The following is a 13770-nucleotide window of genomic DNA, read 5'->3' on the forward strand; positions in this document are numbered from 1 at the left end:
TTACATCTCGCCGGTCAGGAACGGATTCGTCATCCGCTCCTGGCCGATGCTCGATCCGGCGCCGTGGCCGCAGATGAAGCCGACATCGTCACCGAGCGGCAGCAGCTTCTCCTTGATCGACTGGATCAGCGTCGGGTGGCTGCCGCCGGGCAGGTCGGTGCGCCCGACCGAGCCGGCAAACAGCACGTCGCCGACATGGGCGAAGCGCAGCTCCTTGTTGAAGAACACCACGCTGCCCGGCGAATGGCCGGGGCAGTGCAGGATGTCGAAGGTGAGATCGCCGATCGAGACCTGATCGCCCTCGTCGAGCCAGCGGTCCGGCCCGAAATTGCGCACCCCGGTCATGCCGAAGCGCTCGCCGCTCGAGACGACGTTGTCGAGCAGGTATTTGTCCGCGATATGCGGGCCCTCGATCTTGACCTGCAGCGCGTCGCGCAGGTCGCGCGCCGCCGACATGATCGATATGGCCGTGGGTCAGCCAGATCTTCTCGACCGTCACGCCGGTCTGCTTGATCGCGGCCTGGATCTTCGCCACGTCCCCACCAGGGTCGATCACCACGGCCTTCTTGGTCGGCCCGTGCCAGATGATGGTGCAGTTCTGCTCGAACAGCGTCACCGGCACGATGATCGCGCCGGCCTTCGGTTTGGTGTCGGTTGTCTCGTTCATGGGGGCACCATAGGCTACCGGAAAATGCCGTCAACACGCTCGGGAAATGCGTCGGCCCCAGCGTGTGATCCCAAAACGGACCGTGATAAGGTCACCTCCAGCAGAACACCTTCGTGAGCAGGCCGGTACGCGGCTGCTCTCGATCATGCGTTAAGTCCTCGCAGTCCGGAACTTCATGACCCAGGCCCCCAACTCACCGCTCGGCGGACCCCGGACCACCGCCCGCGCCTTCTTCGTCGCGGACCGCATCAATACCTCCGGCCTCGAGCGCGGCGACGTGCTGGCGACGACGCCGCTGGCATTTCGCGTCAACGACAATGGTGTGGCGATCCTGTTCCGCTATGGCGTCGTCGTTCTGATCGGTCTCAACGCGCTGGAGGAGGATGAATTCCTGCGCAGCCTGCAGTCGCGCATGACCGGATTGTTCACGCGGCGCGAGGAGGAGATTGCGATCATCGAGCTTGCGGCTGACAGGGAAGACCAGATTCCGCCGGGCGGCCCGATCTATCTGCAAAGCCTGTCGCCGGAGCGGCTGATCCTGGTCGGCGAGGCGCTGGCCAAGAGCGTGGTGCTGGCGCGGCATGAGCGTGAGGTCCGGGCCGTCTTCGATACGACCGAGCCGTTGGCGCGCGAGCTCGCCAAGGGCGGACAGGTCCGAGGCGGCCGCGTCGCGATCCTCAAGCACATCGGCAACGCGCTGTTGGTGCGGCATCGCGTGGCCGGACCGGTCGAAGTGTCGGAGAAGCCCGACATCCTCTGGGACAAGCCGCATCTCGAGCGGCTCTATGCCCGGCTCGAGGATGAGTACGAATTGAAGGAGCGTGCGGAATCGCTGAACCGCAAGCTCGCCGTCGTGGCCGAGACCGCGCAGGTGCTGACCGATATCATCGACACCAGCCGCTCGCTGCGGCTGGAGCTGATCATCGTCTTCCTGATCCTGTTCGAGGTGCTGATCACGATCTATCAGCTCGCAATCGCCCGCCACTGACGCATTGCAGCCATTTTTCCGTCCCGAATTATGCGTCATCCCTGAACCGACAGGCCGCCCCGGGGCGCGGAGCGGCCTCACCGGGCTGCGAGCTTGGGGGGACGGGATGGATCGGGACGACAGGGACTGGTGGCGGCGCGGCATCTTCTATCAAGTCTATCCGCGCTCATTCGGGGACAGCGATGGCGACGGCGTCGGCGATCTCAGGGGGATCATCGCGCGACTGCCTTATCTGACGCGGCTTGGCGTCGACGCGGTCTGGCTGTCGCCGATCTTCCCGTCGCCAATGGTCGATTTCGGCTACGACATCTCGGATTACAACGGCATCGACCCGCTGTTCGGGACGATGGAGGATTTCGACGCGCTGGTCGCGGCCGCGCACGATTCCGGCCTCAAGCTGATCCTCGACCTGGTGCCGAACCATACATCCGATCAGCATCCGTGGTTCATCGAGGCGAAGAGCTCGCGCGATAACCCGAAGCGCGACTGGTACATCTGGCGCGACCCGGCGCCGGATGGCGGTCCACCGAACAACTGGCTGTCGGAGTTCGGCGGCAGCGCCTGGACGTATGAGGAGGCCTCCGGCCAGTACTATTATCGCGCGTTCCTTATCCAGCAGCCTGATCTGAACTGGCGCAATGGCGAGGTGAGAGACGCGATCTATGACGTGATGCGCTTCTGGCTGCGCAAGGGCGTCGACGGCTTTCGTGTCGACGTGATCTGGCACCTGATCAAGGATGCAGAATTCCGCGACAATCCGCCGAACCCGCATTATCGCGAGGGCCGGCCGCCGCACGAGAAGGTGCTGACCCAATATTCGACCGATCAGCTCGAAGTCCATGCTGTTATCACCGAGATGCGCCGCGTCACCGAGGAGTTCGACAACCGCGTGCTGATCGGCGAGATCTATCTGCCACTGCACCGGCTGGTCGCCTATTACGGCAACGATCTGCGCGGCGCGCAGATGCCGTTCAATTTCGCGCTGCTGTCGACCTTGTGGAGCGCGCGCTCGGTCGAGCAGATCATTGCCGATTACGAAAAGGCGCTGCCGCCGGGCGCATGGCCGAACTGGGTGCTCGGCAATCACGACCGGCCGCGGGTGGCGAGCCGGGTGGGGCCTGCGCAGGCGCCGGTCGCCGCGATGCTGCTGCTGACGCTGCGCGGCACCCCGACGCTGTATTACGGCGACGAGATCGGCATGCGCCAGGTTGCGATTGCGCCGGACGAGGTGCGTGATCCCTTCGAGAAGAACGTGCCTGGTATCGGCGTCGGCCGCGACGGCTGCCGCACCCCGATGCAATGGAGCGCCGAGCGCTATGCCGGTTTCTCGACGGTCAGGCCGTGGCTGCCGTTGGCGCAGGATTTCGCCAGCGACAATGTCGCAAGCCTGGAGGCGGAGCGAGCGTCGATCCTCAACCTCTACAAGGCGCTGATCGCGCTGCGGCGAAAGCTGCCGCAGCTCGTCTATGGCAGCTATGAGCCGGTGACGGCGCACGGCGATGTCCTGCTCTACCGGCGGCGCAGCGCCGAGGGCGTCGCCGTGGTCGCGCTGAATTTCGGCGCGGTCCCAGCGTCGGTCTCCTCCAGCGCCATCGGCTTCAGCAACGAGGTTCTGCTGTCGACCTTCATGGACCGGCAGGGCGAGAAGGTCGAAGGCGTGCTCGACCTGCGCGCCAACGAGGGCGTGATTCTCGGTCCGCATCAGGACGACTAACGCGACGTGCGGGGCTCCTTGGTGTCGATATCGCTGCGCTTGAGCAGGTAATCGAGCCCACCGACCCTGTACCAGCGATAGCCGTAGGCTTCGATCAGAAGCTTGTGACGGCCGCTATCGTCGGCGCGGCTGTGATCCTCGGTCAGAAGGTTGACGAGGTGATCGCCGGCGTCGTCGGGCAGCCCAACGTCGAACGATATCTCGAGCGGCTTTTCCGCGAAATTGTGCACGAACAGAACCGAGTTGTTGCGCCAGTCGTAACGAATGATCAGGACGGCAGGATTTCGGGTCGCGATAATCTTGAAGTCTCCCCAGCCGACCTCGGGGACTTCCTTGCGCATGCGGATGATGCGCTCGGTCCAGTTCAACATCGAATTGGGGTCGCGCCGCTGCTTGGCGGCGTTGACGTGCTCATAGCCGTAGGGTCCCTGATCGATCACGGGCACGCATGGCCGATCGCTTTCGGTAAAGCCGCCGTGCGGTTCGGTCGACCATTGCATCGGCGTGCGCGCGCAAGCGCGCTCGGGCAGGTCGAGATTATCGCCCATGCCGAGTTCGTCGCCGTAGCGGATCACGGGCGTGCCGGGGAGCGTGCACATCAAGCTATAGGCGAGCTCCAGACGTCGGCGATCGCCGCCCAGCATCGGTGCAAGGCGCCGACGGATGCCGCGGTCATAGAGCTGCATGCTCTTGTCCGGACCGAATGCCTTGAACACCGTCTCGCGCTGCGCCTTGGTGAGGCGGCCGAGGTCGAGTTCATCGTGATTGCGCAGGAACAGGCCCCATTGCGCGGTCGGAGGGCGTGGCTTGGTCGCCGTCAGTGCTTTCGCCAATGGTTTCGAATCCGCTGACGCCAGCGCGTAGAACAGATGCTGATTGACGTGGAAATTGAACATCATTTGCATGCGGTCGCCATCGCGCCCGAAATACTCCATGTCCGTCTCGGGCAAGACATTGGCTTCGGCGAGGATGATCGCGTTGCCCTGGCGCCATTGCAGGAATTCGCGGAACGATCGCAGCATGTCGTATTGCTCGACGGGCTTGCGCACGGAGGCGCCCTTGGTTGCGATCACGAAGGGTACGGCGTCCATACGGAATCCCGAGACGCCGAGCTGGATCCAGAACCCCATGATCTTGAGGATCTCGGCCTGTACGTGCGGGTTCGACGTGTTGAGGTCCGGCTGGAAATCGTAGAAGCGATGGAAGTACCAGGCTCCTGCCTGCTTGTCGCGCGTCCAGGTCGATTTCTGCACCCCCGGAAACACCATGCCCGTGTTGGCATTGGCGGGCTTCTTGTCCGACCAGACGTACCAGTCGCGGTAAGGCGAGTCCTTTGCGCTGCGCGCCGATCGAAACCAGGCGTGCTGGTCCGACGTGTGATTGACGACGAGGTCGATGATCACGCGGATGCCGCGTTGCCGGCAGCCATGGGTGAATTCGACGAAATCGCCCAGCGTGCCGTAGCGCGGATCGACGCCGTAATAGTCCGAAATGTCGTAGCCGTCGTCCTTGCAAGGCGAAGGCTGAAACGGCATCAGCCAGATCGCAGTGATGCCGAGCCCGTGCAGATAATCCAGGCGCCGCAGCAGGCCGCTGAAATCGCCGATGCCGTCGCCGTTGGCATCCATATAGGTGCCGACGGAGAGGCAGTAGATCACGCCGTTCTTGTACCAGAGGTCGTCGATCACCAGGCAGCCCTCATCGGTCCGCCCATGGTGGCGGCCGTGGGATAAGCGGCGAGGCGGCGGCGGGTTCCTGCCCGGAGCGCCGTCCCGCAAGGCAGCGAGACGACGCTCCGCGCGAGTGACTACCGCTTGATCTGTGCCTTCAGCGTATCCTCGACCACGCGATCGAACGATGCTGCCTTCGGCGCGCTCTTGCGGTGCTCGGCGACATATTTGTCGCGCTTGGCGACCAGCGCGGCGAGCTTCTCGTTCAGCGCCTTGCGCTGGGTGATCTGCTTGTCGATCTCGGCGCTGCGCGCCTCGGGCTTCATGGCGCGGAGATTGTCGGGCAGATCCTCGTCCTTGACCTTGGCAATGTTGTTGCGGCCGGCCGCGACGTCGGCGACCAGATCGCCGTCGCCGGTCACCGCCTCCGACGTCACTTTGGCGCGCTTGTTGATGAAGCTTGCCATCTCCGAGGCGCGCGCCGGTGAAGCTGCGGCGACGCTCGCCAACTGCTGGGTCTTGGATTCGGTGCGCCTCTGCAGCGCGCGCGAGCCGTAGGGGATCACGGTGCCGTTGATCTCGCGCTGCTGGATGATGATGTCCTCGTCGAACGGCGTCTCGATGGTGACGATCTGGCCGCCATCCTGCGGGATCGGGATGAATTCACCGTTGCCGTGCTGCGCGATATCGCGCCATACTCGCTCGGTATCCTCTGCGTTGCCGGCGAGCACGGCGTTGACGATGATGTCCTTCTGCTTGGCGACCGCGAGCGTCACCGGGTATTTGGTGTCCTGCGCGTAGTCCATATGCGGCGGGGCGTCGCCGACCAGAAACACGATGCGCGTGCTGTCGCGGCCTTGCGTCCACTGCATCTCGTTGACGGCGACGTCGAGCGCTTCGTTGACGCTCTCCGGCCAGTCGCCGCCGCCGCGCGCCTTCAATTCCAGGAGATTGGCGTAGAGATCCTGGATATCGCGCGTCAGCTCGACCTTCCTGGTCACATACTCATCGCCGATGTCGCGATAGGCGATCAGCCCCATCCGGATATCGGCGTCGGGATTGGAATCGACAATCGCGGTCGCGATCGACCAGATCTTGCGCTTGGCGCCCTCGATCAATCCGCCCATCGAGCCCGTGGTATCGAGCACGAAGGCGACTTCGACCACAGGTTTGGCGAAGGCCGAGGAGAGTCCGGCGGACAGCGGAAGGGTTGCGAGAGCGAAGACGAACGAGCGAAGTGTGATGCGTGACCGCATGGGTCTCTCCTCCAGTAGTTTCGTCCCTCGGAACCAAGGTTCCACCGGCTTCGCGGTGGCTTGAGGCACGAAATCGCGGCGGCCCGGGTGCGAATTTGTGGCCGATTCCGGCGCTGCCGTTGGAGTGCGGAATCGGCTATTCTTGAGCGATGGAATCGCCAGCCCGCCAGATCGCACTTGTGCCCGCGCCCGACCGACGCCAATCGGAAACCGCGCTGGCGATCGCGCGCGGCACGGCGCGGCTGCTGAGATCGCTGGGATTTTCCTGCATCAGCGAATTGCCGCTGCCGTCCGGCCGCCGGGCCGATCTGGTCGCGCTGAACGAACGCGGCGAGATCTGGATCGTCGAGATCAAGTCATCGCTCGAGGATTTGCGTGCCGACCAGAAATGGCAGGACTACCGGATGCATTGCGACCGGCTGTTCTTCGCCTTCACGCAGGATCTGCCGTGCGAGATTTTTCCCTCGGACACCGGCCTGATCGTCGCCGACGCCTATGGGGCGCATCTGCATTGCGAGGCGCCGGAGCACCGCCTGCCGGCGGCCACCCGCAAGGCGATGACGGTGCGCTTTGCGATGGCGGCAGCGCAGCGGATCAACCGGCTGGTCGATCCGCAGGGGCATGAACTCTAGGACAAGCACGGTTGTCATCCGTCATCCTGAGGAGCCGCGAAGCGGCGTCTCGAAGGATGCACGGCCACGAGCCGGGCCGACCATCCTTCGAGGCTCGCTGCGCTCGCACCTCAGGATGACGGTGATAAGCTTTGACGATCTGTAGGATGGGTAGAGCGCAGCGAAACCCATTATTTGTTGCCGCGGCGCGAAGTCGATGGGTTTCGCTTCGCTCTACCCATCCTACGAATCAACAAAAGCAAATGGCCGGGACAAAGCCCGGCCATCGCGAAACTATATGAAGCTATCGCTTAGCGCGGCGCGCGCTTGGCGAGGATGCGCTGCAAGGTCCGGCGGTGCATATTGAGGCGGCGCGCGGTCTCCGAGACGTTGCGGTTGCACATCTCGTAGATGCGCTGGATGTGCTCCCAGCGCACGCGGTCCGCCGACATCGGATTGGCCGGCAGCTCGGATTTCTCGGTGCCGGTCGCGAGCAGCGCGGCGACGACGTCATCGGCGTCGGCGGGCTTCGACAGATAGTCGACGGCGCCCATCTTCACTGCGGTGACGGCGGTCGCGATATTGCCGTAGCCGGTCAGCACGATCGCGCGTGCCTCGGGGCGCTTGCGCTTCAAGGCCGAGACGACGTCGAGGCCGTTGCCGTCGCCGAGCCTGAGGTCGACAACCGCGAAAGCGGGTGCGGAACGGCCGATCTCGGCGAGACCATCGGATACCGTGTCGCATGACTTCACCGCGAAACCGCGCGTCTCCATCGCGCGCGACAGGCGTTCCAGGAACGGCTTGTCGTCCTCGACAATGAGGAGCGAGCGGTCGGCATGGTCATTCAGTTCAGTGATGGCGTTCACGGTCCATTTTTCCCTGTGGCAGACACCTATTATATGGGGTCCTACTGCGGCGCTGCCAAGGCAGCTGAAAGTCGCGTGCAACTCTGGAGAGAGCGATGCATCCGGTATGCCAGAGTTGCGATTAAGAATCGTTCTTAGGCTTCGGTTTCGTCGGCCGGCGCGGCTTCCTCGAAGCGCTCGCGGGGCCAGACGATCTGCACCACGGCGCCGTGATCGGGGAAGGTGCGATTGGTAAACGACACCTTGGCTCCGGTGCGTTCCAGCAGCGTCCTTGCGATGAAAACGCCCAGACCCAGGCCGCCACGGGCATTTTGGGCCTCATCTGCGCCCCGGCGGCGCGACAAATACGGCTCGCCGATCCGCTTCAGCATGTCAGGCGCGATGCCCGGGCCGTCGTCGGAGACGACGATCTCGATGGTTTCGGCGTTCCACCACGCGTTCACCTCGACGGTCTGGTGCGCGAAATCGACCGCATTTTCGAGAATGTTTCCGACGCCATAAAGGATAGCGGGATTGCGCGCGGCGACCGGTTCGCGCGTTGCTGCGACAGCAAGCCGCACCTTGATGTTGATGCCGAAATCGCGATGCGGCGCCACCGCCTCCTCAATCAGGGTCGACAGCTTCATGGTGTCGAACGGCGCGCCGCTCGATGACAATTGCGCAATCTTGCTCAGGATGTCGCGGCAGCGCTGCGCCTGCTCGCGCACCATCTTGAGGTCGTCGGCGATCGCCGGGTCGTGCACCGTCTTCTCGAGCTCGCGCGAGATCAGGAAGATCGTCGACAGCGGCGTGCCGAGTTCATGCGCGGCGGCGGCGGCGAGGCCGTCGAGCTGGGTCAGATGCTGCTCGCGCGTCAGGATCAGCTCGGTCGCGGCAAGCGCATCGGAGAGCTGGCGGGCCTCCTCGGTCACCTGGAATGCGTAAAGGCTGGTGACGCCGATCGCGAGCAGGATCGAAAGCCAGACGCCGATCAGATAGATCGGCGGCAGCACCAGCGGATCGTCGCCGTCCCAGGGCAGCGGCAGGTGATAGAAGAACAGCGCCGAGGCGCAGGCGACCGCAAGGCAGCCGAGCGCGATCGTCAGGCGGATCGGCAGCACCGTGGCCGAGATCAGGACCGGCGCCAGGAACAGGAACGAGAACGGGTTCTGTAAGCCCCCGGTGAAGTACAGCAGACCGCCGAGCTCGACGATGTTGAATGCGAGCAGGGCCGCGGCATAGGCCGGCTCCAGCCGCTGCATCGGGTTGAACGCGATCTGCAGCGCCAGATTGAGCAGCGCCGAGAACGCCACGATGATGACGCAGGGGACGATCGGAACGTCGAATTCCAGTCCCTGGGCGACGATGAAGATCGCGACGAGCTGGCCGAGCGCGGCGAGCCAGCGCAGCCGCAGGATCGTATCCAGGCGGACATAGCGGCGAGGTTGGCGGAAATCGGAAGCGAAGTCGGTCATCTCTGGACTTTAGCTGTGCCGTGGGCGGCGCACAAATTCGCGACCTAGCGCAAGCACGCGGGGCAAGCCTTGCGCTTATTGTCGCAATGGCTCAATGACGGCGATATGCAACAGCGCGGGACAGGTCAGGCGCAAGCGCCTGCGGCCAACCAGGCGCCCGCGGCCGATCAGGACGGATCGGCCGCGATCGATGTTGCGCATCTGGTCAAGGTCTACAAGACCACCCGCGCGGTCGACGATATCTCCTTCCGCATCGCGCGCGGCAGCATCACCGGACTGCTCGGCGGCAACGGTGCGGGCAAGACCACGTCGATCGCGATGATCATGGGGCTGGTGCTGCCGACCTCGGGCAGCGTCACTGTGCTGGGCGCGAAAATTCCCGAACAGCGCTACGACGTGCTCGGCCGGATGAATTTCGAGAGCCCCTATGTCGACATGCCGATGCGGCTCACGGTGCGGCAGAACCTGACCATTTTCGGCCGCCTCTATGCCGTGAAGCATCTGCGCGAGCGGATCGAGCAGCTCGCGGCCGATCTCGATCTCAAGGAATTCCTCGACCGTTCCAACGGCAAGCTCTCCGCCGGGCAGAAGACCCGCGTCGCGCTGGCGAAGGCGCTGATCAACGAGCCGGACCTGCTGCTGCTCGACGAGCCGACCGCATCGCTCGACCCGGATACCGCCGACTGGGTGCGGCAGCATCTCGAGACCTACCGCAAGACCCATAACGCGACCATCCTGCTGGCCTCGCACAACATGCTGGAGGTCGAGCGCCTCTGCGACCGCGTCATCATCATGAAGCGCGGCAAGATCGAGGATGACGACAGCCCCGAGGGGATCATGGCGCGCTACAACCGCGACACGCTGGAAGAGGTGTTTCTCGACGTGGCGCGCGGCCGCCTCCGGGAGGGCGCGCCAGAGGGCACACCATGAGCGAGATGGTCAGCCATCAGCCGCGCGGCATTTCACTGCAACGCATCAACGCGATGGTGCTGCGCTATTGGTATCTCTTGATGTCGTCATGGCCGCGGCTGCTGGAGCTGGTCTACTGGCCGGCCTTGCAGATCATCACCTGGGGCTTCCTGCAGAACTACATCTCGCAGGCATCCGGCTTCTTCGCCAAGGCGGGCGGCACGCTGATCGGTGCCGTGATCCTGTGGGACATCCTGTTTCGCGGCCAGCTCGGCTTCTCCATCTCGTTCCTGGAAGAGATGTGGGCGCGCAATCTCGGCAACCTGATGATGAGCCCGCTGAAGCCGATCGAATTCCTGCTCTCGCTGATGATCATGAGCCTGATCCGGCTTGCCATCGGCGTGATCCCGATGACGCTGCTGGCGCTGTTCTTTTTCGGCTTCAATTTCTACGCCATCGGGCTGCCGCTGATCGCGTTCTTCTGCAATCTGATCTTCACGAGCTGGTCGGTCGGCGTGTTCGCCTCAGGCCTCGTGCTGCGCAACGGGCTCGGCGCAGAGAGCATCGTCTGGACGCTGATGTTCGCGGTGATGCCGCTCGCCTGCATCTACTATCCGGTCGAGGTGCTGCCGGTCTGGCTACAGTATGTCGCCTGGACGTTGCCGCCGACCTATGTGTTCGAAGGCATGCGGTCGCTGCTGATCGATCACGCCTTCCGTGCCGACCTGATGGCCTGGGCTCTGGTCATCAACGCCATCCTGTTCGTTGCCTCTTTTGCGGTCTTCCTTGCCCTTTTGCAGAGCGCCAAGCGCAACGGATCGCTGCTCGGCGGTGGTGAATAAATGTCACTTTCTCGTGGATTCTCGGTGTTTTAGCCCGATATCGACCCCAGATTCGGCTCGCGGCGCATTGACGCATTGTTGCGCATTGGTCAGTATGCTGCGGCGCAAAACAGGGGTCTGAAAATACTATGCCCATCGGTGAATTTGGCGGTGCCCCGCCACTAGCGGCGGAAGGCAGCCCGGCACTCACGACGCCGCTGTACTGGATGTATGAGATGGCGCATGCGTCGCTCAATCCGGTACGCGCCGTGACCGACGCCACCAAGATCCTGTTTCAGAATCCGCTCAATCCGTGGACGCACACCGAGTTCGGCAAGTCGATCGCTGCCGGCTGCGAATTGTTCGAGCGCACCACGCGCCGCTACGGCAAGCCGGAATGGAACCTGCCGACGACCGAGGTCAACGGCGTCCGCACGGCGGTTGAGGTTCGCACGGTCTGGGAAAAGCCGTTCTGCCGCCTGCTGCATTTCGATCGCAAGCTGACGCGTCCGTTGCGCTCGCCGCAGCCGCGCGTGCTGATCGTGGCGCCGATGTCGGGCCATTATGCGACGCTGCTGCGTGGCACCGTTGAGGCGTTCCTGCCGACGCATGAAGTCTACATCACCGACTGGGCCGATGCGCGCATGGTGCCGCTCGCGGCCGGCCGGTTCGATCTCGAGGACTATGTCGACTACCTGATCGAGATGCTGCACGCGCTCGGCGGCAACATGCACATCGTCGCGGTGTGCCAGCCTTCGGTGCCTGTCGTCGCAGCTGTTTCGGTGATGGAAGCCAGCAACGACCCGTTCGTGCCGCTGTCGATGACGCTGATGGGCGGCCCGATCGACACCAGGCGCAATCCGACCGCGGTCAACAACCTCGCGGAAGAGCGCGGCATCGAATGGTTCCGCAACAATGTCATCACCAAGGTGCCGTTCCCGCATCCGGGCGTGATGCGCGACGTCTATCCGGGCTTCCTGCAGCTCAACGGCTTCATCAGCATGAACCTGGATCGGCACATGGACGCGCACAAGGCGCTGTTTGCCAATCTGGTGAAGGGTGACGGCGATCTCGTCGACAAGCACCGTGAATTCTATGACGAATATCTCGCGGTGATGGACCTCACCGCCGAGTATTACCTGCAGACCGTCGACCTCGTTTTCGTCAAGCACGCGCTGCCGAAGGGCGAGATGACCCATCGCGGTAAGCCGGTCGATCCGTCGAAGATCCGCCGCGTCGCGCTGATGACGGTCGAAGGCGAGAAGGACGACATCTCCGGCCTCGGTCAGACCGAGGCAACGCACGCGCTCTGCACCGCGATTCCGAACCATCGCCGCGTGCACTATGTCCAGAAGGGCGTTGGGCACTACGGCGTGTTCAACGGCTCGCGGTTCCGCTCCGAAATCGTGCCGCGGATCTCCGATTTCATGGTTTCGGCGGCCAATACGCGGCTTTCCCTGGTCGCCGCGGCCGAATAGGTATCGTCCCGGCCGCGATTATCGCAGTCGCGCAAGCCACTGATTTAACTAAAAGAATCTCAAATCAGCCGAGGCTCAAGTGATGAATTTAATTTCATCTCTTGGGCCTTTTTCGTGACTCTGATTCATCAGAAAAATTCCGGTTCCGCCCCCTGCCGGTAGAGGTCAATTAACGGCCAACCCCTGTATATTGGGCAAATGATTTGTTTTTGCGCCGAGCGCTTTCCCTGGCGGCGGATATGGCAAAGTTCGGGCGAACTCCTGCTCCCCGGACTCTCAGAAATGGCTACTCGCGCGCTCCTCTATCGGCGGCCTGCCGAACCCGCGACCGTATTGGTCAGACACGGCTCCCAGTTCTTCACCGTCAGGCTGCGCCGGCACCGGCGCGCGCGCCGCTATACGCTCAGGATTCATCCAACCGATCGCGAAGCGATCCTGACCATGCCGCCGCGCGGCACGATCGTGGAAGCCAAGGAGTTCGCCAATATCCATGGCGGCTGGATCGCCGCCCGTCTTGGCCGCTTGCCGAAGGCCGCGCCGTTCCAGCCCGGCACCGTGGTCCCGTTGCGCGGCGTGCCGCATCGGCTGGTGCATCGCTCGGGCGAGCGCGGCACGGTCTGGACCGAGACGCGCGACAGCGGCGAGAAGATCATTTGCGTCGCCGGCGGCGTCGAGCACATGGATCGCCGGGTGCATGACTTCCTCAAGCGCGAGGCGCGCAAGGATCTGCAGAAGGCGGCGCAGCTGCACGCCGCGGAACTCGGGGTGCGGGTCCGGCGGATCTCGATCCGCGACCAGTCGAGCCGTTGGGGCTCGTGCACCTCGGCGGGTTCGCTGTCATTCTCGTGGCGGCTGATCCTGGCGCCGCCCTTCGTGCTCGATTACCTCGCCGCGCACGAGGTCGCGCATCTCGTCGAGATGAACCACTCGGCGCGGTTCTGGCGGGTGGTCGACAAGGTCTGCGCGTCGGTGACGCGCGCCAAGAACTGGCTCGACACCTACGGCAACGACCTGCATCGCTACGGGATTCAGGAGTAGGCGGCGCACTCGTAGGATGGGTAGAGCGCAGCGAAACCCATCATGGCGTGTGCAAGAGGCGATGGGTTTCGCTGCGCTCTACCCATCCTACGCACTTTTGTAGCCCAGATGGAGCGCAGCGCAATCCGGGGCAGCTTTCACCGACGGCGCGACTGGCCCCGGATTTCGCTTCGCTTCATCCGGGCTACGCAGTGACGACGTAGCTACGCCCAGCGCCTACCGAAACAACCGATCCGCCAGCCAGCCGTCGAGGCCCGCCGCCGCTTCGGGCCGCGCGTTCGGGTTGGGTGGCGCCGAG

Annotated in this window: 11 protein-coding genes and 1 pseudogene; 7 read left to right on the top strand and 5 right to left on the bottom strand. The window is 63.7% G+C overall.

The features are described 5' to 3' along the window. Nucleotides 1-559 (bottom strand): annotated as a pseudogene (locus tag H8B02_RS16475) (MBL fold metallo-hydrolase). A gap of 283 nt (nt 560-842) precedes the next feature. Between H8B02_RS16475 and H8B02_RS16480 the strand changes: the two are divergent. Then, nucleotides 843-1655: an RMD1 family protein gene (locus H8B02_RS16480; protein WP_092120381.1), complete on the top strand. Its 813-nt coding sequence runs from the start codon at nt 843-845 to the stop codon at nt 1653-1655. 106 nt (nt 1656-1761) lie between these two features. Continuing rightward, nucleotides 1762-3369 (top strand): alpha-amylase family glycosyl hydrolase, encoded by a 1608-nt coding sequence (locus H8B02_RS16485; RefSeq protein ID WP_229167196.1) that lies wholly within the window; start codon nt 1762-1764, stop codon nt 3367-3369. Here the strand turns inward: H8B02_RS16485 and H8B02_RS16490 are convergent. Both H8B02_RS16490 and H8B02_RS16495 read right to left on the bottom strand, forming a co-directional pair. Continuing rightward, on the bottom strand, nt 3366-5057 hold the full coding sequence (locus tag H8B02_RS16490; protein ID WP_229167197.1) for an alpha-amylase family protein: 1692 nt from the start codon (nt 5055-5057) through the stop codon (nt 3366-3368). The genes H8B02_RS16485 and H8B02_RS16490 overlap by 4 nt on opposite strands. Nucleotides 5058-5176: 119 nt before the next feature. Further along, nucleotides 5177-6295, bottom strand: a complete 1119-nt coding sequence (locus H8B02_RS16495; protein ID WP_229167198.1) for a vWA domain-containing protein — start codon at nt 6293-6295, stop codon at nt 5177-5179. A gap of 149 nt (nt 6296-6444) precedes the next feature. On the opposite strand from H8B02_RS16495, the gene H8B02_RS16500 reads away from it, so the two are divergent. Then, entirely contained in the window at nt 6445-6927 is a 483-nt protein-coding gene (locus tag H8B02_RS16500) for an MmcB family DNA repair protein (RefSeq protein WP_229167199.1), read from the top strand. A gap of 290 nt (nt 6928-7217) precedes the next feature. On the opposite strand, the gene H8B02_RS16505 is transcribed toward H8B02_RS16500, so the two are convergent. Beyond that, on the bottom strand, nt 7218-7772 hold the full coding sequence (locus H8B02_RS16505; RefSeq protein ID WP_092120369.1) for an ActR/PrrA/RegA family redox response regulator transcription factor: 555 nt from the start codon (nt 7770-7772) through the stop codon (nt 7218-7220). A 134-nt stretch (nt 7773-7906) separates the two neighbouring features. Continuing rightward, nucleotides 7907-9226, bottom strand: a complete 1320-nt coding sequence (locus H8B02_RS16510) for an ActS/PrrB/RegB family redox-sensitive histidine kinase (RefSeq protein WP_229167200.1) — start codon at nt 9224-9226, stop codon at nt 7907-7909. A gap of 105 nt (nt 9227-9331) precedes the next feature. Here H8B02_RS16510 and H8B02_RS16515 point away from each other — a divergent pair, with 105 nt between their 5' ends. The 4 genes from H8B02_RS16515 to H8B02_RS16530 all read left to right on the top strand — a co-directional run bounded on the left by H8B02_RS16515 (nt 9332) and on the right by H8B02_RS16530 (nt 13472). Then, a complete protein-coding gene (locus tag H8B02_RS16515) occupies nt 9332-10156 on the top strand; it encodes an ABC transporter ATP-binding protein (RefSeq protein ID WP_229167201.1) in 825 nt (274 codons plus the stop codon). Next, on the top strand, nt 10153-10977 hold the full coding sequence (locus tag H8B02_RS16520) for an ABC transporter permease (RefSeq protein WP_229167202.1): 825 nt from the start codon (nt 10153-10155) through the stop codon (nt 10975-10977). The genes H8B02_RS16515 and H8B02_RS16520 overlap by 4 nt, the downstream gene beginning before the upstream one ends. A 128-nt stretch (nt 10978-11105) precedes the next feature. After that, the gene (locus H8B02_RS16525; RefSeq protein WP_229167203.1) at nt 11106-12434 is read left to right on the top strand and encodes a polyhydroxyalkanoate depolymerase; all 1329 of its coding nucleotides are present in this window, start codon (nt 11106-11108) and stop codon (nt 12432-12434) included. Between the two features lie 198 nt (nt 12435-12632). After that, nucleotides 12633-13472 carry a M48 family metallopeptidase gene (locus H8B02_RS16530; protein WP_092120354.1) on the top strand — a complete coding sequence of 280 codons (840 nt, stop codon included), beginning with the start codon at nt 12633-12635 and terminating at the stop codon, nt 13470-13472. The last annotated feature ends 298 nt before the right edge of the window (nt 13473-13770 follow it).

This window comes from Bradyrhizobium altum, from assembly GCF_020889705.1.
Lineage (GTDB): Bacteria > Pseudomonadota > Alphaproteobacteria > Rhizobiales > Xanthobacteraceae > Bradyrhizobium > Bradyrhizobium altum.

Excerpts from the sequence above, each read along its gene's own strand:
- H8B02_RS16480 (WP_092120381.1), top strand. The coding sequence starts at position 843 with ATGACCCAGGCCCCCAACTCACCGCTCGGCGGACCCCGGACCACCGCC.
- H8B02_RS16485 (WP_229167196.1), top strand. The coding sequence starts at position 1,762 with ATGGATCGGGACGACAGGGACTGGTGGCGGCGCGGCATCTTCTATCAA.
- H8B02_RS16495 (WP_229167198.1), bottom strand. The coding sequence starts at position 6,295 with ATGCGGTCACGCATCACACTTCGCTCGTTCGTCTTCGCTCTCGCAACC.
- H8B02_RS16500 (WP_229167199.1), top strand. The coding sequence starts at position 6,445 with ATGGAATCGCCAGCCCGCCAGATCGCACTTGTGCCCGCGCCCGACCGA.
- H8B02_RS16510 (WP_229167200.1), bottom strand. The coding sequence starts at position 9,226 with ATGACCGACTTCGCTTCCGATTTCCGCCAACCTCGCCGCTATGTCCGC.
- H8B02_RS16515 (WP_229167201.1), top strand. The coding sequence starts at position 9,332 with ATGCAACAGCGCGGGACAGGTCAGGCGCAAGCGCCTGCGGCCAACCAG.
- H8B02_RS16520 (WP_229167202.1), top strand. The coding sequence starts at position 10,153 with ATGAGCGAGATGGTCAGCCATCAGCCGCGCGGCATTTCACTGCAACGC.
- H8B02_RS16525 (WP_229167203.1), top strand. The coding sequence starts at position 11,106 with ATGCCCATCGGTGAATTTGGCGGTGCCCCGCCACTAGCGGCGGAAGGC.
- H8B02_RS16530 (WP_092120354.1), top strand. The coding sequence starts at position 12,633 with ATGATTTGTTTTTGCGCCGAGCGCTTTCCCTGGCGGCGGATATGGCAA.